The organism is Arthrobacter globiformis, from assembly GCF_030817195.1.
In the GTDB taxonomy this organism is placed as follows: domain Bacteria; phylum Actinomycetota; class Actinomycetes; order Actinomycetales; family Micrococcaceae; genus Arthrobacter; species Arthrobacter globiformis_D.
Window position 1 is genome coordinate 1,757,969 of sequence record NZ_JAUSYZ010000001.1, and the last position, 25,478, is coordinate 1,783,446.

A 25,478-nucleotide genomic window follows, 5' to 3' on the forward strand; every position below is an offset into this window, starting at 1 on the left:
GCATGGTCCGCTCTGGTGTAATGGCAGCACCCCGGCCTTTGGAGCCGTGGAGTATAGGTTCGAATCCTATGGGCGGAACAGCTGCATCAGCGGTGTCCAGTAGGATGAACCCTGTTGCCGGTTCCGGGCACAGGTTCGGACACCGCCGCGCAGGCAGCCGCGGATGCAGTACACGCAACCGAGCAAGGAGAGCCCGTACGTGAGCCCCGAGAAATCCGGCCCAGCCGCCGTTATCGTCCTAGCTGCAGGTGCCGGTACCCGGATGAAATCCCGTACCCCCAAGATCCTCCACGAAATCGGCGGCCGTTCCATGGTGGGCCACGCCCTCCTGGCCGCCCGCAGCATCAGCCCCCAGCGCCTGGCCCTGGTGGTCCGGCACGAGCGCGACCGCGTCGCAGCCCACCTCACCGAACTCGATCCGGACGCCCTGATCGTGGACCAGGACGAGGTGCCCGGCACCGGACGCGCTGTCGAGGTTGCCCTCGAAGCACTTGACGCCAAGGAGCCGATTGCCGGAACCGTCGTGGTCACCTACGGCGATGTCCCGCTGCTCACCGGTGAAATGCTCTCCGAGCTGGTGTCCACCCACGAGCGCGAGGGCAACGCGATCACGGTGCTCACCGCGATCCTGGACGACGCCACCGGTTACGGCCGCATTCTCCGCGGCGACGACGGTACCGTGACCGGTATCCGCGAGCACAAGGACGCCACCGACGCCGAGCGTGCGATCCGCGAGATCAACTCCGGCATCTACGCCTTTGACGCTGCCGTCCTCCGGGACGCCCTCCGCCACGTCACCACCGACAACTCGCAGGGCGAAAAGTACCTGACCGACGTCCTCGGGCTGGCCCGCGAGGCAGGCGGCCGCGTGGCCGCCGTCGTCACCGCCGACCGCTGGCAGGTGGAAGGCGCCAACGACCGCGTCCAGCTCGCCGCCCTCGGCGCGGAGCACAACCGCCGGATCGTGGAAGCCTGGATGCGCGCCGGTGTTACCGTCGTCGACCCCGCCACCACCTGGATCGACTCCACGGTGACCCTGGCGGAGGACGTCCGGATCCTGCCCAACACCCAGCTGCACGGCGCCACCACGGTGGCGCGGGACGCCGTCGTCGGCCCCGACTCAACACTGACGGATGTCAGCATCGGGGAGGGCGCCAAGGTGACCCGCACCCACGGTTCCGGCGCGGAGATCGGCGCGGGAGCCAGCGTTGGACCGTTCACCTACCTGCGCCCGGGAACGGTCCTGGGCGAGACGGGCAAGATCGGCGCGTTCTACGAAACCAAGAACGTCAGGATTGGCCGCGGCTCCAAGCTGTCCCACCTGGGCTACGCCGGGGACGCCGAAATCGGCGAGGACACCAACATCGGCTGCGGCAACATCACCGCGAACTACGACGGCGAGAAGAAGCACCGCACGGTGATCGGCTCGGGCGTGCGCACCGGCTCCAACACAGTATTCGTCGCTCCGGTCACGGTGGGGGACGGTGCCTACAGCGGCGCCGGAGCCGTGATCCGCAAGGACGTGCCCGCCGGGGCCCTGGCGCTGTCCATGGCAGCACAGCGCAACGCCGAAGGCTGGGTCGCCGCCAACCGTCCCGGCACGCTGTCCGCGGAACTGGCAGAAGCCGCCGCCGCCCGCGAAGGCCGCACTGATTCCGCAAATTCCCCCGCATCTACAGAAGAGGGCTAGCAACCATGACCGAAATTACGGCTCACGGCGAGAAGAAACTGGTGCTCGCCGCAGGGCGTGCACACCCGGAGCTTGCCCGGGAGATCGCCAAGGAGCTGGGCACGGAACTGCTGCCTGTGGACGCCTACGACTTCGCCAACGGCGAGATCTATGTTCGCGCCGGGGAGAGCGTCCGCGGCACCGACGCCTTCGTCATCCAGGCGCACCCCGCACCGCTGAACAACTGGCTCATGGAACAGCTGATCATGATTGATTCGCTGAAGCGTGCCTCCGCCAAGCGGATCACCGTGGTGTCGCCGTTCTACCCGTACTCGCGCCAGGACAAGAAGGGCCGCGGCCGCGAGCCGATCTCCGCGCGCCTCGTGGCCGACATGTACAAGACGGCCGGCGCCGACCGCATCATGAGCGTGGACCTGCACACCTCCCAGATCCAGGGCTTCTTCGACGGGCCGGTGGACCACCTCATGGCCATCCCGCTGCTGGCAGACTACATCCGCACCCGCGTCAGCGCCGACAACATCACCGTGGTCTCGCCGGACACCGGCCGCGTGCGCGTGGCTGAACAGTGGGCCGAACGCCTCGGCGGCGCGCCGCTGGCATTCGTCCACAAGAGCCGCGACCTGACCGTGCCCAACCAGGCCGTGTCCAAGACTGTGGTGGGCCAGATCGAGGGCCGCACCTGTGTGCTCATCGACGACATGATCGACACCGGCGGAACCATCTCCGGCGCCGTTCAGGTGCTCAAGAACGCCGGCGCCAAGGACGTCATCATCGCCGCCACGCACGCGGTGTTCTCCGATCCCGCCGCCCGGCGCCTCTCCGAGTCCGGCGCCCGCGAAGTGGTGGTCACCAACACGCTGCCCATCACCGCGGACAAGCGTTTCCCCGAGCTCACCGTGCTGTCCATCGCGCCGCTCATCGCCCGGGCCATCCGGGAAGTGTTCGACGACGGATCGGTCACCAGCCTTTTCGACGGCAACGCCTAACGGGGTCCGGCCCGTTTTCAGTAAACGGGCCGGGCACTGATAAGCTTTATCCCGATACCTTGGCGAGGGAGAGCACCTCCGGAACACCGTATGCACGGAACACCGGACTGCTGGTCTCCGTTATCGACTGGGTCTGAATCACCCTTCTGGTGGGGCCGCCTTCGGGCCGCCCGGCGTTGAAGGTCACTCCAGACCTCCGCCCTTGCTGAACCCACATATCCACCAGGAGATTCACATGTCTGAGCAGAAGCTCGCAGCAGAAGCACGCACCGAATTCGGCAAGGGCTTCGCCCGCCGCGCCCGCGCCGCCGGCCAGATCCCCGCTGTGATCTACGGCCACGGCGCTGAGCCCATCCACATCACGCTGCCAGCCAAGGCCACCACCCTCGCGGTGCGCACCGCCAACGCCCTGCTGTCCCTCGACCTCAACGGTGAAGGCCACCTGGCCCTCGTCAAGGACGTCCAGCGCGACCCGATCAAGCAGATCATCGAGCACATCGACCTCCTGACCGTGCGCCAGGGCGAGAAGGTCACCGTGGACGTTCCCGTGCACGTCGTGGGCGAAACCGCTCCCGGCACCGTGCACAACCTCGAACTGACCGTCGTCTCCCTCGAGGCAGAGGCAACCCACCTGCCCGAGTCCGTCGAGGTGAACATCGAGGGCCGCGCCGCCGGCGAGCACATCCACGCCTCCGACCTCGTGCTCCCCAAGGGCGCTGTCCTGCTGGCCGACGCCGAGGCCCTGGTCGTCAACATCTCCGAGGCCACGGCACAGGCCGAAGAGGGCGAAGCAGAGGAAGCCGCAGCAGAAGCTGCTCCGGCCGAAGCAGCTGCTGCCGAGTAATACAGGCACAAACCCTTTCCGCGTTGCACGCAGCGCGGATCAGTGGCCGGGTCCTTTTCGGGCCCGGCCACTGCCGTCCCTGCCCCATTTGCGGGCCCACCCCCGCCTTAGGATTGATTCATGACTGACACCTGGCTGATCGTAGGCCTTGGCAACCCCGGACCCGAGTACAGCGGCAACCGGCACAACGTCGGCCAGATGGTGCTCGACGGGCTGGCCGGGCGCATTGGCGGCAAGTTCAAGGCGCACAAGGCCAGGGCCGCCGTCCTTGAAAGCCGGCTGGGGATCGGCGGCCCCCGCGTGGTGCTGGCGAAGCCCGGTACCTACATGAACGTCTCCGGCGGACCGGTGTCGGCGCTTGCCAGGTTTTACGACGTCGAGCCGTCCCGCGTCGTGGCCGTCCATGACGAGATCGACATTCCCTTTAATACGGTGAAGCTGAAGATCGGCGGCGGCGAGGGAGGGCACAACGGCCTCCGGGACATCTCCAAAGCCCTCGCCACCAAGGATTACCTCCGCGTCCGGGTGGGAGTCGGCCGGCCACCGGGCCGGATGGACACCGCCGACTACGTGCTGCGGGACTTCGGCACTGCCGAAAGGAAGGAACTGCCCTTCCTGCTCGATGACGCCGCCGACGCCGTCGAGCTCCTGGTCAGGGAGGGCCTGACGGCCGCACAGCAGCAGTTCCACACCGCCAAGGTGTAGGACGGCCAGTCACGCCTTTCCCTCCCCGCCGCGCGAACCCTCAAGGTCGCATCAAGGTCTGCGAAATGTGAACGCAGTGCCCTATATCCCGGCAAAGTAACGGGGTAGTCTACTTTCTAAGCGGGGGAGGCGATGGAGCCTTTATCCTGCCGGGCGGGATGTAAGGAAAAGTTCATGTCAATTGAGCCACTGAGCTGGGGACGTGGGTCTACGGCGGGCGTGCTGGCGGGACCGGTGGGCGTCGCGGGCGGAACGGACCTCCAACGATGGTCGGTTCCGGCGCGCAGCGCAGACCTTGAAGCCATCCGCACTGCGCTGACAGATCCTGAGTCCCTGGGCGTAGTCATCACCGGTGCCCGCGGTGTGGGGAAATCCTCGCTCGCCCGCACCGCCGTGGCCGAACTGGGTCCCGACGTCTGGCCCCTTCAACTGCGCAGCCCCCTTTCCGGCTCACAAACCTCCTACGGCTGCCTCGCCTTCCTCCTGGCCAGGCTTCCGCAGTCCGCGCTGGCTTCCCCGACCGCCATCCTCCAGGGCATCACCTCCCTGATCCGGTCCGACGCCGCCGGCCGCGACTGCGTCATCACCCTGGACACCACCGGCCAGATCGACGACATGAGTGCCGGCGTCATCCTGAACATCATGCTGACGCACACCGCCCGCGTCATCGCCATCGCGCCCAGCACCAGCGACCTGCCGGCGGACTTCCACTGGCTGCTCACCGACAGGCGGCTGACGGAAGTCCGGCTGGACAACCTCAACGAACTGCAGACCCGGCAGGTGCTGCTGACGCTGCTGGGCCACCGGGTCTCGGCGTCGCTCGTGAGCACCTACCACGCCATCGTGGGCGGCAATCCGCTCCTGCTCAAGGCACTCGTCACGGAGCAACAGCAGTCGGGAAACCTCGTCCTGTCCGATTCGGTCTGGACTTTGCGGGACAGGGTGGTGCTCGACGGCGCCACCGGGCTGGATGACATCGTCCGGTCCCGCTGGACCCGGGAAGAGCCGGAAACCCGCGAGGTCATCGAGATGCTGGCTTGTGCACGGCGCGTCCCGCTGGCCAGGCTGACCGAAATCTACGGCACAGCCACCGTGGCCGACATGGAGGACGCCGGGTTGCTGACCGTGGCCGACACTGGGGACCGCTGGGTCTCGCTGCGGGAACAGTACCTGGGGGACGTCGTGCGCTCCTGGCTCAGCATCTCCCGGCGTCGTGAACTGCGGACCCAGCTGCTGCGCGGCCACGAACCCGAGCTGTCTGCCCTGACCTTGGAGGAACGGATCGAGTTCGCCGCCTGGACCAAGGAGTGCCAGGCCGAGCTCAGCCCCGCCATGGCGGTGGCCGCGGCGGAGGCGGCCGTGCAGCTCTTTGACCCGCGGTTCGCGATCTCCTGCGTTGAAGGCATCAAGAAGACCGACGACGTCTGGGTGGAAGCGCAGCTGTACAAGGCAACGGCGTACCTGCTGCTCGACCTGCCGCTGCAGGCCATGGCCGCGCTGGAGGACATTTCCCAGGCACAGCTGAACGGGCTCGGCGAGCAGGCCTTGGCCCGGGTGGTCGCAGCCAAAACCCGGGTCATGGTCTGGCTGCCGGAGCTCTGTGACAAAGTGCCGGACGAGCTGGCGGCCGCCCGGGAGAGGCTCGGCGTCGCCGGCGGAGTGGCAGCCAACTGGCCAGAACCCGTTGGCGTAGCGGCCAACGTCATCACCCTGGCCGAGTTTGAATACAAGTCCTTCATCGGCGACTACGCCTCCATGATCACCGAGTTGGAGGAAGCCTCCGACCCCGCGGTCAACAAGGATCCCGGCCTGAGGATCCAGGCGGCTCTGATCCTGATGCACGCCCTGTCGGCGGTCGGCCGGGAAATGGACGCCCTCCAGCTGATGCGGCGCGTCGGCGGGCAGCTCTCGGATGCGGAGCCGCTGACCGGCCTGCGCGAGCGGTTCGCGATGACGTCGTTCAACGTGCTGCTGCAGGCCGGTCAGTGGAAACGGTGCCTGGAACTCGTCGGCCCGGCCCAGGGGCAGGAAGAACGCCGGCTGGCCTACCGCACGTCTGCCACGGAACTCGCCGCCGGAATCGCGTACGTATTCTCCGGCCGTGGCGCGGTGGCCCTGGATTCGCTGCTGTCCGCCGTCGCCCAGCTCGAGCTCCGCCCTGTCCTGAACATGCTGCAGGCCGCCTACGCCGCCACGGCCTTCGCCTACGCCCAGATCGGCAATGCCGGGCAGTCGCACAAGTACCTCGATAAACTCCGCGGAGTGCGCGGGCACTGCAACTTCGGCACCCTGTTCGTCACCGAGTTCTGTGCGGACATGGCCGGGCGCTGGCTGGGGGACACCGATGCCGTGAAGCGTCTGCTCAAGGCAGCACACCGCGACATCGATGCCGGCCGGTACACCCTGGCCGGGATCAGCCTGCTCGGTGCCACCGTGAACGGGACCGATGAGGACTTCCGCCTGATGGAGGAGGTGGCGGGCCACCGGCAGGGGACCCTCGCCGAGATCTCGCGCCTCATCGCCGTGGGCACCCGCACCAAGGACGCCAAGGTTCTTTTGGAAGGCGCGCACCTGTGCGCCGAACTGGAGCTCGACGCCGTGGAAGCGCGGTGCGTTGCGCTCGCCGTCGACTTTGCCCGCCATTCCGGCGATTCCGCCTCCGCCCGCGTTGCCCAGGCCCGGCTGGACAGCCTCACCGCTACGGTGCCCAGCCTGCCGATCGTTCCCAGCAGCGGAAGCCCGCTCCTTACCGCGCGTGAACGCCAGATCTCCCGGCTGGCCGGAAGGGGCGTATCCAACCGGGACATCGCCCTGGAGATGGGTGTATCAGTCCGAACGGTGGAGGGCCACCTGTACCAGGTCTTCACCAAGCTCGGCGTGACTTCCAGGGGTGATCTGCCTGGCCTCGTCTAACAGCTCCCCATCAAACAGCGCCTCGACCAACCATTCGTCCCACGGCGTCGCGTCCAATGGCCGCGGTGCCAAGGCTGCTTCCGAACTCCGGCAGCTCACCGGCCGCCGCGAAGCGATAGAGCATGTCTGCACGGTCATCCGGAGCCGGGCCAGCCAGGCGGTCTACCTGATGGCGGGCCCCGGGGTCGGCAAGACAAGTGTTACGGACGCCGTGCGGGAGAAGCTGGCGGCAGAGATGACGGTGCTCCGCGTCCACGGCAGCGCCTCACTGGCCAAGGTCCCCTACGGCGTGCTGGCGCCCTACACGTCAGGCCTCGCCCCCGAGGAAGCGGACTCGCCTGTGGCGGTGCTGCGGGCCGTCTGGGCCCACTTCCAGGAGCTAAGGGGAAGCAGCGACCTGAAGGGCGGCAGCGAAACCCCCGTGCTCCTGGTGGTGGACGATGCCCACCACCTCGATGAGGCCACGGCCAGCATGGTGGTGGACATGACCTCGGCCGGCTGGGCGACCGTGCTGGCAGCCGGGCGGCCGCGGCCGGGCCTGCCGCAGGCCCTGAACCAGCTCTGGTACGACGGCCTGGCAGAACGCATTGATCTCCGGCCGCTCAATGGCGAGCAGGTCAGGGAGGTGGTGGAGCACACCCTCCAGGGGACCGTTCCCGTCAGCACCGTCCAATCACTGTGGTCCGCCTCGGGCGGCAACCCCCTGCTCCTCGACTGCCTGCTGGGGGATGCAACAGCTTCCGGAACGCTGGTCCAGCGTAACGGGATCTGGGTGCTGCTCGGCCCCCTGCCGGCCGACGGGCCCAGGCTGTCGGACCTCGTGGTCAAGGATCTCCTCCGGCGGACGCCGGAGGAACAGGACGCGCTTAAGGTGATCGCCCTGGCGGAGCCGGTGTCCCGGGGCCTGGTCGAGGACGTCTGCGGTGCCGGCATCGTGCGTTCCCTGCTGGACAACCAGGTGGTGAGCGAGTCGTCAGCGCCGCACTCCGAGCTGCGGTTCACGCATGCCATCCTGGGCGAATCGATGCGGCAACATGTTTCGGTCTCGCGGAGCCTGCAGCTGCGGCAGAAGCTTGATGCCCACCTGGACGCCGCGGCCGCAAGCGCCGAGGGCAGGCTGCGGCTGGTCGAATGGTCGCTCGAATGCGGCATGGAGGTGTCAGACCAGGACCTGCTGGACGCAGGATTATTGGCTGCGACCACCTTCAACAACGCCGGCGCGCGCCTCATGGCCGGACACGTGCAGGCCCCGGAGCTGAAGGCCCTTGCGCTCTCAATCACCGCGAGGGCTCATTTCAACGAGGGGAAGTACCGCGAGGCCGCCGAACTCCTTGACAGTTGCTGGCTTGACCTGGCGGACCGCCCGGAGGCTCCGCAGGTACTCATGCTCAGGGCGTCATCCCACCTGGCGCTGGGAAAGCCCATGCCGGTGCTCAGGGCTGAATCGCGCCGTCTGCTTGAGGAGGCCGGGATCGCGCCGGCCGACGCTTGGCAGGACAGGATCCTTGGCCTGCTGGAGATGGCCGCCGCCGGCGACCATGAAGGCATCAGGGGGGTCATCGACGAGCTGGGAACCACGGAGCCCGGCAATGCCTCGAGCGTCGAAGCAACACAGCACGCCGTGGCGCAGGCCCTGCTTGCCCAGGCTCTGGTTGCTGCCGGCCGGTCACACCAGGCACACGCCGCCGCGGCCGCCGCCGGCCCCTTCCTGCCCGCGCTCAGCGGCGGCCTCTATTTCTTCAACGAATTTGTCCTGACCCGGCTGGCGCTCAGCACCCTCGCCGCCGGCAACTGGGAATCTGCCGAACACGAACTGTCCGGATACCCGGCTGAGCGCACCGAGGGCGCTTCGACCTTCGGCGGCGGTATCCAGGCACTGCGGGGCCTTGGGCTGCTGCGGCAGGGGCAGCTGGAGCGCGCCTACCAGGTCCTCCTGCCCGCGGTCGAGGCGCTGCGGGTCAATGATCCGCTGCAGGAATTCAGGTTCGGCTCGTCGCTTGCCTTCTACGCCGCAGCACGGCTGGGCGACACCGTCCAGGCGAAGCGGCTCGAACAGGACTTTATTTCGGCCAGGCACGCCAGCGGACCCGGTTGTGATGCAGTCGCGGAAGCCTATGCGGCCGCCGCGGCTGAATACCTTGACCGGAAGGGCAGCGGGCTGGACAGGCTCCGTGAGCTTGCGGGGTCCGAGTCCGTTACAGACCATCCAGGAACCAGGATGGAGTGCCTCATCCTTTGCTCCGATCTTGGCGAGCGGTCGGTGGCGCAGGAACTCGCCGCCCTCGCCGCCACCGTTGAAGGCCGGTGGGCTGCCGGCTGGCGGCAGCTGGCCCAGGCCTGGGCCTCGGAAAACGCCGATGTCCTGATGGACACAGCCGCCGCCCTGGAGGAGGCGGGCCTGCTGAACCTGGCGCGCGAGGCGTACGCCAGGGCAGGTGCCCTGCTGGACGAGGCAGGGGAGCGGCGACGCGCCCGCCAGGCGATCGCGCACCGGGAGAAGTGCGACCAGGAGCTCGGCGAGCGGTTCCGGGAGAGCCCGTTCGTGGCCTCCGTCCCCAGTGTCCACCTGACCCGCCGCGAGCGGGACATCGTGGAGCTGGCCGTGCAGGGCCTCTCCGACCGCGAGATCGCCCAGCAGCTGATGGTGTCCGTGCGGACCGTCGAGGGGCATCTGTACCGCAGCTACGTCAAGCTTGGCGTCCGCCGGCGCGACGAGCTCGCGCTCGCCCTTCCGAAGAAGTAGTCCTCCGAAGAAGTAGCCCTTCCAAAGAAGCAGCGCTTCCCCTCAAAATGATTTTTTCTGGCCCGCCGGGCAAATTCCGCGCGGTTGCGCGGCGGACATCGCCACCTGCGGGAACCAGTAGTTAAGTACTCAGAAAAACGAGTACATGATACTGGTGCCGCGGGCGCCGGTACGCGATTAACTAATAGTGGCAGCGGAAGCAGGGCTGATCTCCCCCCCCCCCGAAGCTGCCACCAGCTTTCCAGGTCTCGCACCAGATTTCCGGCCCCTCGGGTCCGGGTAAGGCGGGGCCGGCGACGTCAGAGCCTTCTGAGACCGAGGCTCTCCCCCCAGCCGTCGCCGGTCCTTATAACTAACAGTTGAATAGTACGCCGGAGCATCGGCATCGCAGGGAGCGGCCCGCACAGACGAGGGCCGCCCTTAGTGTGTATGGGCTCCGGGAGTGCATCGCCGGCCCGTGCTGCCGGCAAAGGTGCTGTGGGACAATTGAGAGGTACCTCAAGGCACCCAAGGAGTCCCATTGGCCGTAGTATCAACGCCAACCACGCTGACGCGTGCCCTTTCTGCGATGGACAATGCCGAGGTCCTGCGGATCCGCAACGATTTTCCCGTGCTGAACCAGACGGTCCACGGCCGCCCGCTCATTTATCTTGATTCCGGCGCCACGTCGCAGAATCCCGCTGAGCGTGATCGAGGCGGAACAGGAATTCTACGAGCAGCGGAACGCTGCAGTGCACCGCGGCGCCCACCACCTAGCCGTCGAAGCCACCGAGGTGTTCGAGGACGCCCGGCAGACCGTCGCCGACTTTGTCGGGGCCGCCTATGAGGAGATCGTCTGGACCTCCAACGCCACCGAGGGCCTCAACGTCATCAGCTATGCGCTGTCGAACGCCGCCCTGTGGTCAGCCCAGGGACGCGGCCACGCCAAGCTGCGGGACCTGGCCCTGGGGCCGGGCGATGAAATCGTGGTCACCGAAATGGAACACCACGCCAACCTGATTCCCTGGCAGGAACTGGCCTACCGGACCGGTGCCACGCTGCGGCACATCCCGCTGGACGATGCCGGCGTGCTGCGGATGGATGAGGCAGCGGAAATCGTGGGGGAGCGCACCAGGCTGCTGGCGTTCACCCACGCCTCGAATGTACTGGGCACCATCAACCCGGTCAGCGACCTTGTTGCCCTCGCCCGGCGGGCAGGCGCCCTCGTGGTGCTGGATGCGTGCCAGTCGGCGCCGCACCTTGCCCTGGACGTCAAGCAGCTGGATGTCGACTTCGCCGTGTTTTCCGGCCACAAGATGCTGGGACCCACCGGCGTCGGAGTGCTGTACGGCAAGCAGGAGCTCCTGGACGTGCTCCCGCCGGTCCTGACCGGCGGTTCCATGATCACCACCGTGACCATGGAACGCGCGGAGTACCTCCCTGCGCCGCAGCGGTTCGAGGCCGGGACCCAGAAAATTTCCCAGGCAGTGGCCCTTGCCGCTGCGGTCAACTATCTGACGGAAACCGGCATCGACCGGGTGCACCGCTGGGAGTCCGAGCTGGGCCAGCGCATGGTGGCAGGCCTGGAAGCCATCGACGGAATCCGCGTGCTGGGACCGGCCGCAGGCCAGGACCGCATCGGCCTGGCGGCCTTTGACGTCGCCGGTGTCCACGCGCACGACGTCGGCCAGTTCCTTGACTCGCGGGGCATCGCGGTCCGCGTGGGCCATCACTGCGCGCAGCCGCTGCACCGGCGCTTGGGCCTGACGGCCACCACCCGGGCCAGCGCCTACTTGTACAACACCACCGACGACGTGGACGAATTCCTGGACGCAGTGTCCGGAGTCCGCGCCTACTTCCGGGCCTAGGGCCCGGACCCCGACGACAGGTACCTCACCATGAGCCTCGACCAGCTTTACCAGCAGATCATCCTGGACCACTCCAAGGCCAGGCACGGCAGCGGACTGACCGCAACGGCCGCCCCGGACGGCGCGTCCACAGGCCAGTCACACCAGCTCAACCCCGTGTGCGGCGACGAGGTCACCCTGCGCGTGGCCGTTGACCACGGCACGGTCACGCAGCTGGCATGGGACGGGGCCGGCTGCTCGATCTCCATGGCCTCGGCCTCTGTGCTGAGCGAGCTGGCCGAGGGCATGACTGTGGACGAGCTCCGCTCGGTGATCGGGAACTTCCGCGAGGTCCTGCGCTCCCGCGGGAAAATCCCCGCCGACCCGGAAATCCTGGGCGATGCCGCGGCCTTCGAGGGCGTGGCCCGCTACGCGGCAAGGGTAAAGTGCGCCATGATTTCCTGGGTTGCGGCCGAGGATGCCCTGAACCAGGCAGCCTGACCGTACCCCCTTTAGCCGTCCTGTTCGGACCGTTCGAAGAGATCCGGGACGCCGTCGCCGTCGTCGTCCCTTGCCTCCTCCGCCTCCAGGCGGCGGTAGTGCCTGTTGCGGGCCTTAAGCACGATGGCGGCCAGCGCCGCGGCGGTCAGCGAACCGGCCAGGATGGCCACTTTTGCGTGGCCGTCCCGGGCTGAGCCCGAGCCGAAACTCAGTTCGGCGATGAGCAGCGACACGGTGAAGCCGACGCCTGCCAAAAGAGCCAGCCCGGCGACGTCGACCCACTTCAGCCCGTCGTCGAGCTGTGCGCGGGTGGTTTTCGTGACCAGGAATGTAGCCCCGAAGACGCCAAGGGCCTTGCCGGCGATCAATGCCGCCACGATGCCCACGGCCACGGGGTCGGCCAGTGCGGACATCAGGCCGGAGGCGCCGCCGAGCGCAACGCCTGCCGAGAAGAACGCGAAGACAGGAACCGCAAATCCTGCAGACAGCGGCCGGAGCAGGTGTTCCAGGCGTTCGGCCATGCCGGTGCCGACGCCGTCGGTGCCGGTCCCCGGGTGGCGGCGGTCCCGCCGCGAGGCAGCCACCGGAACGGTGAAGCCGAGCAGGACGCCGGCCACCGTGGCATGGATGCCGGACGCGTGGACGAGGCCCCATGTGCCCGCCGCCAGCGGCAGGAGCAGGTACCAGCGGCTGACCCGCTTCTGCACCAGCCAGGCGAAGAGTGCCAGCGGGACCAGGGCGGCGAGCAACAGGCCCGGCTGAAGCCCGGAGGAGTAGAAGAACGCAATGATTCCGATGGCGATCAGGTCATCCACCACGGCGAGGGTGAGCAGGAATGTCCGCAGCGCCGCCGGGAGGTGGGTGTTGATGACGGCGAGCACTGCCAGCGCGAACGCAATGTCGGCGGCGGTGGGGATCGCCCACCCCCGCAGGGCTTCGGCACCCTGGTTCCAGACGATGAGGGCGTAGATGATGGCTGGCGCGGCAACTCCGCCCACTGCCGCCGTCACAGGGACGACCGCCCGGGACGGCCGGCGCAGGTCGCCGGAAACAAACTCGCGTTTGAGTTCCAGCCCGGCGATGAAGAAGAAGAGGGCGAGCAGTCCATCGGAAGCCCAATGCCCCAGGCTCAGCTGCAGGTGCCAGGGCTCGTAGCCCACCTTGAAGTCGCGCAATCCAAAGTAGGCGTCCGCCGCGGGGGAGTTGGCCCAGATCAGGGCGGCAGCCGTGGCGGCCAGGAGGAGCGCGCCGCCGACCGTCTCCGTCCGGAGGATCGCGGCAATGCGGAGGTACTCGGGGTAGGTGGAGCGGCTGAATACCCGGAATTTCCCGGACGGGAGGGAGGACTTGGGCATTGGAGCTCCTCGCGAGGGGTCGGCTAACGTCTTGCCGACCAGACTTCCCGGCGCACCATGTGTACCCAGCTTATCCGACTGGTGAAGGTCCACCGAGGCCGCTGGTTGAGCTGGTCGAAACCCCGGTTTCGACCAGCTCAACCAGCGGACCTTCTCTGGAACCGGTTAGCCGGCGCCGGTTAGCCCGCGCGGCTCAGCTGACGAGCGCCGCGATTCCGATGGCGGCTGTGGCGGCACCCAACACCATGGACACCGTCACCAGGACCACGTGGACGGTGAGGAACTTCGTGGCCTTGCCGGCGGCGTCCCGTGCCCGCGGGTCCTTCATGACGCGGCGCAGGAATTGCGGCCACACCACCAGGGACCACACGCCCGAAACAACCAGGACCAGGGCAAGGAAGGCAGGGACGTCCACAGGACTAGTGGCTTTCGAGCCAGGCCTGGGCCTGCTGCGACTGGATGTTCAGCGCCTTGCCCACCATGGGCTCGGCGGCGTCGGCGATCTTGCCGCCCAGGAACGGCACGGAGGACGTGACGTTGCCTTCGAGTTCAACCCGCGTGCTGCCCGCGTCCGCCACGAGACGCTGGACCGCGGACACGTCGATCGGCGCGCCGGCGATCTTCAGCGAGATGGTGCTCTGGCGCGAACCGTCGGCTGCCGGGGCGTCCCAGTTTTCCACCTGGGTCACCTTGAGGCTCTCGCCGACGAACTTGCGGGCGATTTCCGGCAGGCGCGTCGTGGGGAGGGTACGCACCGACGTGGTGCTGAACTCTCCAGCGATGTCGCCCGCCACGGTGAAGGACTCGAGGGTGCCGCCGACGTATTCGCTGGTGTGGCGCTGGAAGTCCTCGTTCGCGAAGACTGCGGTGACGCTGTCGACGCCGTGGGGAAGGGTGGTGGATGCACTCAGTGCCATTGATCCTCCGTCGTTGTGGGGTCAGAACGCTTTTTGCTCACCACATCCTACGGGGTTGGCCGCGCTTCCCCGGCACCGGCACCTCGGGCACCCGGCTCTGCGACGCCGGATTTCTCCTCGGCGGACAGCCTCCGGGCCGCCGCGGTAATGTTGCGGGACATGGCCGGGAAGATGATGCTGTGGAACGGAAGGACGGCCAGCCAGTAGAGCCGCCCGCTGAGTCCCTTGGGGAAGAAAATCGCCCGCTGGCTGTAACGGCTTCCGGTGCCGTCAGGCTCCACGCAGAGCTCCAGCCAGGCGCGTCCGGGTGCCCGCATTTCGGCCCGTAGCCGGAGCAGGCGGCCGCGCTCGATCCGTTCCACGCGCCACCAGTCCACCACTTCACCGGTCACCAGATGGTGCGGATGCCGCCGTCGGGCGGAGCAGGCCCGCCCCGCCCGAGAGCTTGTCCAGCCAGCCGCGCACGCTCCAGGCCAGCGGGAGCGAGTACCAGCCGCTGCGGCCGCCGATCCCCTCGATGATCGTCCACACGTGCGACGGGTCAACGTCGCTGGCGAAGGTTCGCTCGTCGACATACACCCTGTGTCCGGCCCAGCCAGGGTCGCTCGGCAGCGGGTCGGCGTCGGCGCCGGCGTTTGCCCAGATGGTTTCCACCTGCCCGTCGCGTTCCTTGCCGAGCGCCAGGGCCACTGCCCTGCGGTAGCCGGTCAGGCCGCCGCCGGGCTGTTTGATGTACGTGTCGATGTCGTGTTCGGCCGAGACCGCGTCGTGCTGCAGGGACTGGACCAGCGGCACGGACATGGACAGCGGAATCGGGGTCACCAGGGCAACCCACAATCCGGCCAGCCTGGGTGCCGGCACCGGCAGCGCCAGGACCGGACGCGGCGGCAGCCCCGCCTCGGCCGCGTACTCCTTCATCATGCCGGCGTACGTCAGGACGTCCCGGGAGCCGATGTCGAAGGTGCGGTTGAGGGGGTCCGCCAGTGAGGCGGCTCCAACGAGGTAGTAGAGCACGTCCCGGACGGCGATGGCTTCGATCCGGTTTCGGACCCAGCTGGGCGCCGGCATGAGGGGCAGGGTTTCGGCGAGATGGCGGATCATTTCGAACGACGCCGAGCCGGAGCCGATGACCACCCCGGCCTGGAACACGATGGCGTCGACCGGGCCGGAGAGAAATACCCCGCCGACCGCCTCGCGGGAGCGCATGTGCGTTGACAGTGCCGTGTTGGGCGGGTGCAGGCCGCCCAAATAGACGATCCGCCGGACGGAGGCAGCCGCGGCGGCACCGGCCACAAGTTCGGCCATGGCCTTTTCCTTGGCCTCGAAACCGGAGCCTGCTGCCATGGAATGGACCAGGTAATAGAGGACGTCGACACCCTGCAGGGCTTCCTCCAGCGCTGCGGAGTCGTCGAGGCTGCTGCGGACCACTTCCACGTCGTCGAACCACGGCACGCCGGCGATTTTCTCCGGGGACCTTACGAGCACCTTGACGCGATGGCCGGCGTCCAGCAGCCGCGGAACCAGCCGCCCGCCGATGTACCCTGTGGCACCCGTGACGAGCACCGTCCGGGCAGCCGTGCTGCTGTCATTTCCGCTGCTGTCATTTCCGGTCTGGTCGCTCACGGGAGTCTCCTTGGGGGCGGCGGCGGTGTGGCTGTGCTGATCTTCGGGCTGTGCTGGACTTCACGTGCTCAGCAAGCTTAGCAATGCGGCATCCGGGGCCCGGATGCCGCCGGTGTGCCCTCAGGGGTAGGCTGGAGGCCCCGGCATTCGCAAGAATCTCGGCTTTTCGTGTTGCCTGCGTTCGAATGAGATTCCAGGAGATCCTGCCCATGAGCTCCAAAGGCCAGAGCCCCAGCGGCCAGCGCCCCAAAGGCCAGCCCTCCAATGGCTTGCCCCTCAATGGCTTGCGCCGCGTCCTTCATGCGGACAGGACGTTCGCCCGCGTGCAGTCCGAGGCGGGGAGGAGCTTCAGTGTCCGCAGCGAGGACTACCAGATCAGCGCCCCGGCAGGCCTGCGGCCGGTGCTCCTGGCGGAGATGGCGGACGGCCTGCTGAACGCTGCAGGAAATGGGGGCTCCGCCGCTGACCACGCCGCGCCGGGTGTTGTCCTGGCGGTCACCGCCACGGGACGCGAGGCCGAGGATCTTGCCGCCGCGCTCCGCGCCTACTTGCCCGCCAACGCCGTGGCCGAGTTCCCCAGTTGGGAAACCCTCCCGCATGAGCGGCTGTCCCCGCGCTCGGACACGGTGGGCCGCCGGCTGTCGGTCCTGCGGCGCCTGGCCCATCCCGAAGACTCAGCGCACTCCGAAGACCCAGCACATACGGCAGACGCTGCGCACCGGGAAAACGCAGCGGGACCCCTCCGGGTGGTCGTGGCCCCCGTCCGTGCCGTGCTCCAGCCGATCGTGGCCGGCCTGGGGGACCTGGTTCCGGTGACCCTGAAGGTCGGCCAGGAGGCGCCCTTCAGCAGTGTCGTCAAGAACCTTGCAGACGCCGCCTACGCCCGCGTGGACATGGTGACCCGCCGCGGCGAGTTCGCTGTCCGCGGCGGCATGCTGGACGTCTTCCCGCCCACCGAGGACCACCCCATCCGGGTTGAGTTCTTCGGCGATGAGGTGGACCAGATGCGCTGGTTCGCCGTCGCCGACCAGCGCTCGCTGTCCGCCCCCGGCGTGCATCACCCCACCGAACTCCATGCTCCACCCTGCCGCGAAATCCTCATCACCCCCTCGGTGATGTCCCGGGCTGCGACGCTGAAGTCCCAGCTGCCCGCTGCCGCCGACATGCTGGAGAAGATCGCTGGCGGCATTGCCGTGGAAGGCATGGAATCGCTGGCGCCTGTCCTCGTGGACGCCATGGTCCCGTTCATGGAACAGCTGCCCCCGGGTTCCATCTCGGTGGTCATCGAACCGGAGAAGGTCCGCACCCGCGCGCACGACCTCGCCGCCACCAACGAGGAGTTCCTGGAAGCCGCGTGGTCCACGGCCTCCGACGGCGGAACTGCACCGCTGGATCTGAGCTCGCAGGCGTCGGCGGCCCTGCATTCCGCCAGTTTCCGCTCGCTCGCAGAGACCCGCTCCGCGGCCCTCGGGCACGAGGTGTCCTGGTGGTCCATCACGTCGCTGGCCACGGACGAGGAACTGGCACCGGACATCGACGTGCTCAACCTCCACGCCCGTGAACCGCGCGGGTACCAGGGCGACGTGGCGGAAATGATGGATTTCATCGGCTCGCACGTGCGGGACCAGTGGCGGATCGTGGTGGCCACCGAAGGCCCGGGCCCGGCGCAGCGCCTGGCCGAGCTATTCCACGACGCCGACATCCCCTGCGCCCGGGTGGACACACTGGACCACGAACCCCAGGCGGGGATCATCGAAGTGACCACCGCCGTCGTCGGACGCGGTTTTGTCCTGGACGGACTGAAACTCGGGCTCCTGACCGAGGCCGACCTGCTCGGCCGCACCTCCGCGGGCTCCACGAAGGACATGCGCCGCATGCCCTCCAAGCGGCGGAACGCCGTGGATCCGCTGCAGCTGGTGGCCGGGGACCATGTGGTGCACGAGCAGCACGGCATCGGGCGGTTCGTGGAGCTCATCCAGCGCAATGTGACTGTCGGGGGCTCAAAAAATTCAATCGGCGTGCGCGAGTACCTGGTGCTGGAATACGCGCCGTCGAAGCGCGGGGCGCCGGGGGACCGGCTGTTTGTGCCCACCGACCAGCTGGACCAGGTGACCCGCTACGTCGGCGGCGACACCCCCGTGCTCAGCAAGATGGGTGGCGCGGACTGGGCCAGCACCAAGTCCAAGGCGCGCCGGGCGGTCAAGGAAATCGCCGGCGAGCTCATCCGGCTCTATTCGGCCCGGATGGCGTCCCGCGGCCATGCCTTCGCCCCGGACACGCCGTGGCAGCGTGAGCTGGAGGAGGCCTTCCCGTACGTGGAGACCCCGGACCAGCTCACCACCATCAACGAGGTCAAGGCCGACATGGAGCGGGAGATCCCCATGGACCGGCTGGTCTCCGGCGACGTCGGCTACGGCAAGACCGAGATCGCCGTCCGCGCCGCCTTCAAGGCCGTGCAGGACGGCAAGCAGGTGGCGGTGCTGGTGCCCACCACGCTGCTCGCGCAGCAGCACTACGAGACGTTCACGGAGCGGTTCTCCGGGTTCCCACTGCGCGTGAAGCCGCTGTCCAGGTTCCAGGCGTCCAAGGAGGCCAAGGAAACCGTCGAGGGCGTGAAGAACGGCTCCGTGGACGTGGTGATCGGCACGCACCGGCTGCTGTCCAAGGACTTTGAGTTCAAGGACCTGGGCCTGGTGATCGTGGACGAGGAGCAGCGCTTCGGCGTCGAACACAAGGAAGCGCTGAAGAAGATGCGCACCAACGTGGACGTCCTGGCCATGAGCGCCACCCCGATCCCGCGTACGCTCGAAATGTCGCTGACCGGCATCCGCGAAACGTCCACCCTGGCCACCCCGCCGGAGGAGCGCCATCCCGTGCTCACCTATGTGGGGCCGTACACGGACAAGCAGACTTCCGCCGCCATCCGCCGCGAGCTGATGCGCGAGGGCCAGGTGTTCTTCGTGCACAACCGCGTGTCCACGATCGAAAAGACCGCGGCCAAAATCCGCGAACTCGTCCCCGAAGCCAGGGTCGAGGTGGCTCACGGCAAGATGTCCGAGAGCCGGCTGGAGCAGATCATCGTGGACTTCTGGGAGAAGCGCTTCGACGTCCTGGTGTGCACCACGATCATCGAAACCGGCCTGGACATCTCCAACGCCAACACCCTGATCGTGGACGGCGCGGACAAGTACGGCCTGTCGCAGCTCCACCAGCTGCGCGGGCGCGTGGGCCGCGGACGCGAACGGGCCTACGCCTACTTCCTCTACCCCTCCGAGAAGCCGCTGGGCGAGGTGGCGCTGGAACGGCTCAAGGCCGTGGCCACCCACAACGAGCTCGGCGCGGGCATGCAGCTGGCCATGAAGGACCTGGAAATCCGCGGCGCCGGCAACCTGCTGGGCGGTGAGCAGTCGGGCCACATCCAGGGCGTCGGCTTCGACCTCTACATCCGGCTGGTGGGCGAAGCCGTGGCCGAATACCGCGGTGAGGCCGAGGAGAAGGCCGCCGAGATGAAGATCGAGCTGCCGGTCAACGCGCACCTGCCGCACGACTACGTCCCGGGCGAACGGCTGCGGCTGGAGGCCTACCGGAAGCTGGCGTCCGCCGTCACCAACGAGGCCATCGACGAGGTCCTCGCCGAGCTCGTGGACCGCTACGGCGAGCCGCCGCTGCCCGCACAGAACCTGGTCGCCGTCGCGCGCTTCCGGGTGGGTGCCCGCGAAGCCGGGCTCTCCGACGTCGCCCTGCAGGGAAACTTCATCCGGTTCTCCCCGGCCCAGCTGCCCGAATCGAAGACCATGCGGCTCAACCGCATGTACCCCGGCTCCCAGTCCAAGCCGGCCCTCGACGCCGTGCTCATCCCCAAGCCGAAAACGGCAAGGATCGGCGGCCGCGACCTGCAGGACGCCGAAATCCTGGAATGGGCCGACGGTGTCATTCGCAACATTTTCGCCGACGCCCCCGTCCCGCTCGAAGCCACAAAGGGCTAGCCGTGATGGGAGGACACCACGCCGCGTCAGGAGCCGCGGCGTGGGTGGCTATTGCCGCGACGGGGCCGTACACCCTGGGCTGGTACCCGCTGGACACCACCGGTGTGCTGATCGGCGGCATGGCGACGGCGGGCACCGCCCTGGTGTGCGACTGGGACCACCGCTCCAGCACCGTGGCACACTCGCTGCCGCCGCTGTCCAACATGATCGCCGTGGGCATCGAGAATGCCAGCGGCGGCCACCGGCAGGGCACGCATTCGGTGCTGGGGGCGGCCATGTTCGTGCTGCTCGCCGCCGTTGCGGCGCAGATCCAGGTGGACACGCCGTGGGGTGTGCTGTCCGTTGGTGCCGGGCTGCTGTGCATGTTCATGATCAACATCGCCGCCAAGGCGCTGAAACTGTTTCCGAAGTCCGGGTGGATCGCCAACTGGGTCTTTGCCTTGGCCATGGCCGGCCTGGTGACCTGGTTTGCGCCCCACCAGTGGACCTGGCTGCCCATGTCCATGCTGATCGGCGTCGTGGTGCACATCGTTGGCGACATGGTGACCACCGGCGGCGTTCCGCTCCTCTGGCCGCTGGTGATCAAACCGCCAAGGTTCCTCCGCCGGATGTGGGTGTTGCGGAACTTCTGGCGGCCCAACGGCGCGTTCTCCATCCCGCTGCTGGGCCGGGCGGGGTCCCGGCGGGAATGGCTGGTGCTGATACCGGTGAGCGGCTACGCCATGGTGGGAATGTGCCTGGCGGCGTGGTCGCTGGCAGGCACGCATTTTCCTGCGGCGCTGGCCCTGGCCGGCCGGCTGGCCAGCAGCCTGCTGGGACTGCCCTGATTCATTCGTTAAAAACTGAAGCCCCGGACAGTTCGCACAGTCCGGGGCTTCGGTTTTTTAGTTCAGGTTGGTCTTTAGTATTCGCCGGCCGAATCGGAGCGGCCCGTGATGGTCTGCGGGATCCAGAATGCGAGGGCGAAAAGGCCAAGGCACACAGCCATCGGCCACGGGTTCTCCAGGGACAGGAAGGACAGCGAGTAGATGGCACCCAGGAACAGGGCCATGATCACCACGAAGAGAACGATGCTGCCGGCCAGGGTGTTCTCGTTCTGGGGCGTCTTTACTTGCTGGTCGATCTTGCTGGACATTCATTCCTCCTCGGCCCCGCGGGGCTCAAACTGTGGCTGCCGCCGGTCAGTACGCAGACGAACCCTGTTCGCCTTTGACGATTGCAATACCGGAGCTGGCGCCAATACGTGTTGCACCTGCAGCAATCATAGCCTGTGCGTCCTCGAGGGACCGCACGCCGCCGGAGGCCTTGACACCCAGGTCCGGGCCCACGGTGCGCCGCATGAGGGCGATGTCCCCGGCGGTGGCGCCGCCGCCGTTGAAGCCCGTGGAGGTCTTGACGAAATCGGCGCCGGCCTCCACGGCCGCTTCGCAGGCCAGGACCTTCTGGTCATCGCTGAGCAGGGCAGTCTCGATGATGACCTTGAGGATCGCCTCTCCGGCGTGGACGGCCTCGGCAACGGCCTTGATGTCGTCCACCAGGGCGCCCCTGTCCGAGGCCCTGGCCGCAGCGATGTCGATGACCATGTCCACTTCGTCGGCACCGTCCAGCACGGCACCGCGCGCCTCGAAGGCCTTGACGTCGCTGGGCGTGGCGCCCAGCGGGAAACCCACCACGGAACAGGTGAGCACGCCGGTGCCCTTGAGTGCCGTCTTGACCGTCTTGACCCACACCGGGTTCACGCACACCGACTTGAATTTGTACTCGGCGGCCTCGGCGCACACCTTGAGGATTTCCCCCTCGCTGGCGTCCGGCTTCAGCAGCGTGTGGTCGATGAAGGAAGCGATGCCCGGCGCCCCGCTACCCTCGCCGGGAGATCCTGCGGGGCTGGTGGCGGTGCCCGTTCCGGGGCTGGCTTCGTTGCTCATGCTGGTCCTTTCCATGGGCTGTTGGCCGAAGGACGCCCCCGGGTGTCGCGGCGTCCTTGCGAACCATCCTGCCACAGCAGGAAAGCTAGGCAGCGGTAGCCAGCTGCCCCACCGAAAGTGCCGCCATGAGCTCGGCCGCGCAGACGCCGGCAGCGGACCCGGACGCCACCAGCAGGCCCAGCCGCACGCCGTCGAACGCTGCCGCGTCGCCGATGGCCCAGATGCCCGGCACGGAGGAGCGGAAGTCGCGGCCGACGACGATCCCGCCTGACGCTGCCGTCTCCACGCCAGCGGCGGCGGCCAGGCCGTCCCGGGGCGTGCGGTCCTCGGCGAGGACCACGAGGTCGCCGTTCATGCGGCTGCCGTCCTCGAACACGACGCCGGCGGCCGGCAGCACGGAGCCGGCAAGGGTTGGCACGACGGCGGCGGGCCGGGCAGTGGTGCGGACCGGCCGGACGCCGCGGGCGCGGAGCACCGCTTCGGCCTGGCCGGCGGCGGGACCGGTGCCCACCAGGATGCCCAGCGGCCTGCGGCCGAGGACCCGGGTGACTTCCTTGACGGCGTGGCCGATCCTGGCGGCGTCATCGATGGTGGAGTAGTTGAGGCAGCGGCCGGAGCCGTCCACCGGCGAGTGCACCGGGGCCGAGCCGGTGGCGATGACCAGCTCGTCGTACGAGAATTCCATGCCGTCGGCGGTGGTGACCACCTTGGCGGTGGCGTCGATGTGGCTGGCGGGCTGGCCGAAGCGCACGGAGACAAACGGCAGGGCGGCCAGTTCCAGCAGGTCGTCAGGGGCGTCGTCCCGGCTGCTCAGCACCGTCACGGTCCCGGAGAACTGTGCCGCGGCCAACTGGGCCACCAGCGCCTGGGCGGCCGGGCCGGCACCGGCGATGAGGATTTTCGAAGCGGCGTCAGCGGCCGGTCCGGATGAGGGATCGGTGGAGGGAACGGTGGCGATGGACGGAAACTGTGCCGGAGCGGACATGTGCGGGCCCTTTCGAATGCTGCACCAGGCGGGCCGGTCTCGGGCCCTGTTGTGCTGATGGGACCCAGCCTAGGGGGAGCGTTTTTCACGGGTGTTTCCCTGCCATTGCGGAATTGTCCCCGGCTGTTCGCTGCTTTTTACCACCCGGTAACAAAAGGGAGTTTTTGTACAGATATCGCGCCCTAAACCACGTTTTGGGGCCGTTATCTGTACAAAAACTCCCTCTGTTATTTGCGTCACGCCGGGGCTGGTGCGGGAGCTAGACGCGGATGCGGTATCCGCGCTTCACCACGGTCTCCACGAGCTTGCCGTCCGGCAGGGAGGAGCGGAGCCGGCTGACCGTCATGTCCAGCGCGTGCACCGAGCCGCGCAGTTCCAGGAGCTCGGAGAGCGACTCCCGGGACAGGACCGCACCGCCGGCGCCCAGGAGCGCGCGGAGCAGCAGCAGCGGCGCCGGGGCGATCTCCACGGCCTCGCCGTCAATGCGCAGCGACCGGCCGCGCAGTTCCACGTTTCCGGAGCGCGTGTCGAGGCGGCGCACGTGGTTCAGCGCGAGGTGCTCGCACACCAGCCGGATCAGCGCACCCATCCGGAACCGCTCCGGCACCAGGGGAGTGATGCCGGCGTCCAGCAGCGGCTGCGCCGTCACCGGACCGACGACGGCGGTCGTTACCGTGGTCTTGAGGCTCTCCACCAGCTGTTTGTACAGCCCCATCTCATGGGCCGTGCTCCACATGGCGTCCACCGCGGGGGCACTCGTGAACGTCAGGACGTCCAGGTTGCCGCTGCACGCCGCCTCGATCAGGCGGGGGAGCCGGTCGGCGCCGTCGGGCTTGACCCAGCGGTACGGGGTCACGGTCAGCACCGTGGCGCCGGACATGCGCAGCCGTTCCAGCTGGCGGACATCCGTGTAGCCGTGTAGCTGCACTGCAACGGTCTTGCCGCGCACGCCCTCCGCCAGCAGCATGTCCACCAGCGTCGCCGTGGTCTCGTCGCTGCTGATTCCGACGTCGGCCAGGCCGGCCGCGCGCACGGCGCCGCGGGCCTTGGGTCCGCGGACGAACATCCGGCAGGCGCCCAGGGTTTCCAGCAGCTGCTCACCGATCCCGGACGCGTCCGCCGCCTCGCACCAGCGGCGCATGCCGTAGGCGGTGGTGGCGATGCAGAGGTCGGGCTTGGCCGCGATGATCGCCTTGGTGTCCTCGATGAGGCTGATGTCCTCGTTTACCGGGGCGATCTTCAGGGCCGGGGCATGCAGCACCTCGGCGCCGCGGCGTTCCAGGGCCTCGATGAGGTCCCGCGAACGGCGGTGGGATGTCACACCAATCCGGAAACCCTCCAAGGGGGCTTCGGCAGCAGGTGCCTCCGGCGCTGTCTCGGTGGGTGCTGTCTCCGTGGGGGCTGTTTCAGTGGGGGCCAGTGCATTCATTGCGTTCATGCCTATCACGAACCCAGCAGCGAGGCCGCCAGGCGGTCGAGCTCCGCCGCGGCCTCGGCATGCCCGCGGTTGGCCTCAGCCACCCGCACCACCTCGCCGATCACCAGGACGGCGGGGTTGCTGCAGCCGGCGGCGGCAGTAGTGATGGTGCCCAGTTCCGCGATGGTGGTCTTCTGGCCCGGCCGGTAGCCGCGCTCCACCACAGCCATGGGCATGTCCGTGCGCATCCCGGCCCGGCGCAGGCCCGCGGCCAGGTGGTGCAGCGTTCCAATTCCCATAAGCACCACGATAGTGCCGCCCAGCCCTGCGAGGTGGGTGAGTTCCTTCTCGGTCAGCGGGGCATGGCCGGAAACAACCGTGAACATGTGGCTGACTTCGCGGTGCGTGACGGGGATTCCGGCAGCTGCCGGAACGGAGATCGCACTGGTGACGCCAGAGATCACGCGGACGGGCACGCCGGCGGCGACGCACGAGGCAACTTCCTCCCCGCCGCGGCCGAAGACGTAGGGGTCCCCGCCCTTGAGCCGGACCACGTTGTTGCCTTCCAGGGCGGAAGCGACCATGAGCTTTTCGATGTCGCCCTGGCTGACCTTGTGGTGCCCGGGCTTCTTGCCCACATCCACCAGTTCGGCCGAGGTCAGGGAGGGCAGTTCCTGATAGGGGGCCAAACGGTCGTAGAACACGACGTCGGCATCACGCAGGGCCTTGACGGCCGCCACGGTCAGCAGTTCGGTGGTGCCGGGGCCGCCGCCGACCAGCGTGACGTGGCCCACCGGGCCTGCAGCCGGTTCGGCGGAAACAGGGATGCCGGTGGCGCGGCACCGCTCCAGCAGGGCCTCCCAGCCCGGCTGGCCGTCGTTGACTGCTGCGACCAGGAACGGGCGCTCGGGCAAGGGGCCGTCATGGCCGGCACCGTGCGGGGTGCTGAGGCGGGAGACGACGGCGCCGGCCGCCTTGTAGCGGCGGACGGCCTGGCGGGCGGCGTGGTCGGAGCCGGTGACCAGGACTTCGCGGCCGGTGAGATCAATGCTGAGCTGCATG

General features: G+C 68.1%; 17 protein-coding genes, 1 tRNA gene and 2 pseudogenes. 11 read left to right on the forward strand and 9 right to left on the reverse strand.

Annotation, left to right across the window (positions count from 1 at the left end; translation table 11 throughout):
• Positions 1-6: 6 nt before the first annotated feature.
• The 9 genes and pseudogenes from QF036_RS07995 to sufU all read left to right on the forward strand — a co-directional run bounded on the left by QF036_RS07995 (position 7) and on the right by sufU (position 12,208).
• Positions 7-78: transfer RNA gene (locus tag QF036_RS07995), tRNA-Gln, on the forward strand.
• 121 nt (positions 79-199) lie between these two features.
• Positions 200-1,690, forward strand: a complete 1,491-nt coding sequence (gene glmU, locus QF036_RS08000; protein WP_307100772.1) for a bifunctional UDP-N-acetylglucosamine diphosphorylase/glucosamine-1-phosphate N-acetyltransferase GlmU — start codon at positions 200-202, stop codon at positions 1,688-1,690.
• Between the two features lie 5 nt (positions 1,691-1,695).
• The gene (locus QF036_RS08005) at positions 1,696-2,676 is read left to right on the forward strand and encodes a ribose-phosphate diphosphokinase (RefSeq protein WP_003801047.1); all 981 of its coding nucleotides are present in this window, start codon (positions 1,696-1,698) and stop codon (positions 2,674-2,676) included.
• A 235-nt stretch (positions 2,677-2,911) separates the two neighbouring features.
• Positions 2,912-3,520, forward strand: a complete 609-nt coding sequence (locus tag QF036_RS08010) for a 50S ribosomal protein L25/general stress protein Ctc (protein ID WP_307100774.1) — start codon at positions 2,912-2,914, stop codon at positions 3,518-3,520.
• Between the two features lie 120 nt (positions 3,521-3,640).
• Positions 3,641-4,225, forward strand: a complete 585-nt coding sequence (gene pth, locus QF036_RS08015) for an aminoacyl-tRNA hydrolase (RefSeq protein ID WP_307100777.1) — start codon at positions 3,641-3,643, stop codon at positions 4,223-4,225.
• A 174-nt stretch (positions 4,226-4,399) separates the two neighbouring features.
• Positions 4,400-7,138, forward strand: coding sequence for a helix-turn-helix transcriptional regulator (locus tag QF036_RS08020; protein ID WP_307100778.1), 2,739 nt, complete (start codon positions 4,400-4,402; stop codon positions 7,136-7,138).
• On the forward strand, positions 7,116-9,881 hold the full coding sequence (locus tag QF036_RS08025) for a LuxR family transcriptional regulator (protein ID WP_307100780.1): 2,766 nt from the start codon (positions 7,116-7,118) through the stop codon (positions 9,879-9,881). The genes QF036_RS08020 and QF036_RS08025 overlap by 23 nt, the downstream gene beginning before the upstream one ends.
• Before the next feature lie 520 nt (positions 9,882-10,401).
• Positions 10,402-11,728, forward strand: a pseudogene (locus QF036_RS08030) (SufS family cysteine desulfurase).
• Positions 11,729-11,758: 30 nt separating this feature from the next.
• Positions 11,759-12,208 (forward strand): Fe-S cluster assembly sulfur transfer protein SufU, encoded by a 450-nt coding sequence (gene sufU / locus QF036_RS08035; protein ID WP_307100782.1) that lies wholly within the window; start codon positions 11,759-11,761, stop codon positions 12,206-12,208.
• An 11-nt stretch (positions 12,209-12,219) separates the two neighbouring features.
• On the opposite strand, the gene nhaA is transcribed toward sufU, so the two are convergent.
• The 4 genes and pseudogenes from nhaA to QF036_RS25240 all read right to left on the reverse strand — a co-directional run bounded on the left by nhaA (position 12,220) and on the right by QF036_RS25240 (position 16,103).
• Positions 12,220-13,563: a Na+/H+ antiporter NhaA gene (gene nhaA, locus QF036_RS08040; RefSeq protein WP_307100784.1), complete on the reverse strand. Its 1,344-nt coding sequence runs from the start codon at positions 13,561-13,563 to the stop codon at positions 12,220-12,222.
• Between the two features lie 193 nt (positions 13,564-13,756).
• Positions 13,757-13,978 carry an SCO4848 family membrane protein gene (locus QF036_RS08045; protein WP_003801911.1) on the reverse strand — a complete coding sequence of 74 codons (222 nt, stop codon included), beginning with the start codon at positions 13,976-13,978 and terminating at the stop codon, positions 13,757-13,759.
• Positions 13,979-13,982: 4 nt separating this feature from the next.
• The gene (locus QF036_RS08050) at positions 13,983-14,480 is read right to left on the reverse strand and encodes a DUF2505 domain-containing protein (RefSeq protein WP_003801913.1); all 498 of its coding nucleotides are present in this window, start codon (positions 14,478-14,480) and stop codon (positions 13,983-13,985) included.
• Positions 14,481-14,527: 47 nt separating this feature from the next.
• Positions 14,528-16,103, reverse strand: a pseudogene (locus QF036_RS25240) (SDR family oxidoreductase).
• 209 nt (positions 16,104-16,312) lie between these two features.
• Here QF036_RS25240 and mfd point away from each other — a divergent pair.
• Together mfd and QF036_RS08070 are read left to right on the forward strand one after the other, a co-directional pair.
• On the forward strand, positions 16,313-20,089 hold the full coding sequence (gene mfd / locus QF036_RS08065; protein WP_307100789.1) for a transcription-repair coupling factor: 3,777 nt from the start codon (positions 16,313-16,315) through the stop codon (positions 20,087-20,089).
• 5 nt (positions 20,090-20,094) lie between these two features.
• Positions 20,095-20,916: a metal-dependent hydrolase gene (locus tag QF036_RS08070; RefSeq protein ID WP_307105837.1), complete on the forward strand. Its 822-nt coding sequence runs from the start codon at positions 20,095-20,097 to the stop codon at positions 20,914-20,916.
• A 74-nt stretch (positions 20,917-20,990) separates the two neighbouring features.
• Here QF036_RS08070 and QF036_RS08075 read toward each other — a convergent pair whose 3' ends face one another.
• The 5 genes from QF036_RS08075 to cobA all read right to left on the reverse strand — a co-directional run bounded on the left by QF036_RS08075 (position 20,991) and on the right by cobA (position 25,477).
• Positions 20,991-21,224 (reverse strand): hypothetical protein, encoded by a 234-nt coding sequence (locus QF036_RS08075; protein ID WP_307100790.1) that lies wholly within the window; start codon positions 21,222-21,224, stop codon positions 20,991-20,993.
• Between the two features lie 46 nt (positions 21,225-21,270).
• Positions 21,271-22,014, reverse strand: a complete 744-nt coding sequence (gene deoC, locus QF036_RS08080) for a deoxyribose-phosphate aldolase (protein ID WP_307100792.1) — start codon at positions 22,012-22,014, stop codon at positions 21,271-21,273.
• An 85-nt stretch (positions 22,015-22,099) separates the two neighbouring features.
• Positions 22,100-22,999: an FAD-dependent oxidoreductase gene (locus QF036_RS08085; protein WP_307100794.1), complete on the reverse strand. Its 900-nt coding sequence runs from the start codon at positions 22,997-22,999 to the stop codon at positions 22,100-22,102.
• A gap of 259 nt (positions 23,000-23,258) precedes the next feature.
• Positions 23,259-24,428: a uroporphyrinogen-III synthase gene (locus QF036_RS08090; protein WP_307105839.1), complete on the reverse strand. Its 1,170-nt coding sequence runs from the start codon at positions 24,426-24,428 to the stop codon at positions 23,259-23,261.
• Positions 24,429-24,442: 14 nt separating this feature from the next.
• Entirely contained in the window at positions 24,443-25,477 is a 1,035-nt protein-coding gene (cobA, locus tag QF036_RS08095; protein WP_307100796.1) for a uroporphyrinogen-III C-methyltransferase, read from the reverse strand.
• Position 25,478: the final 1 nt, after the last annotated feature.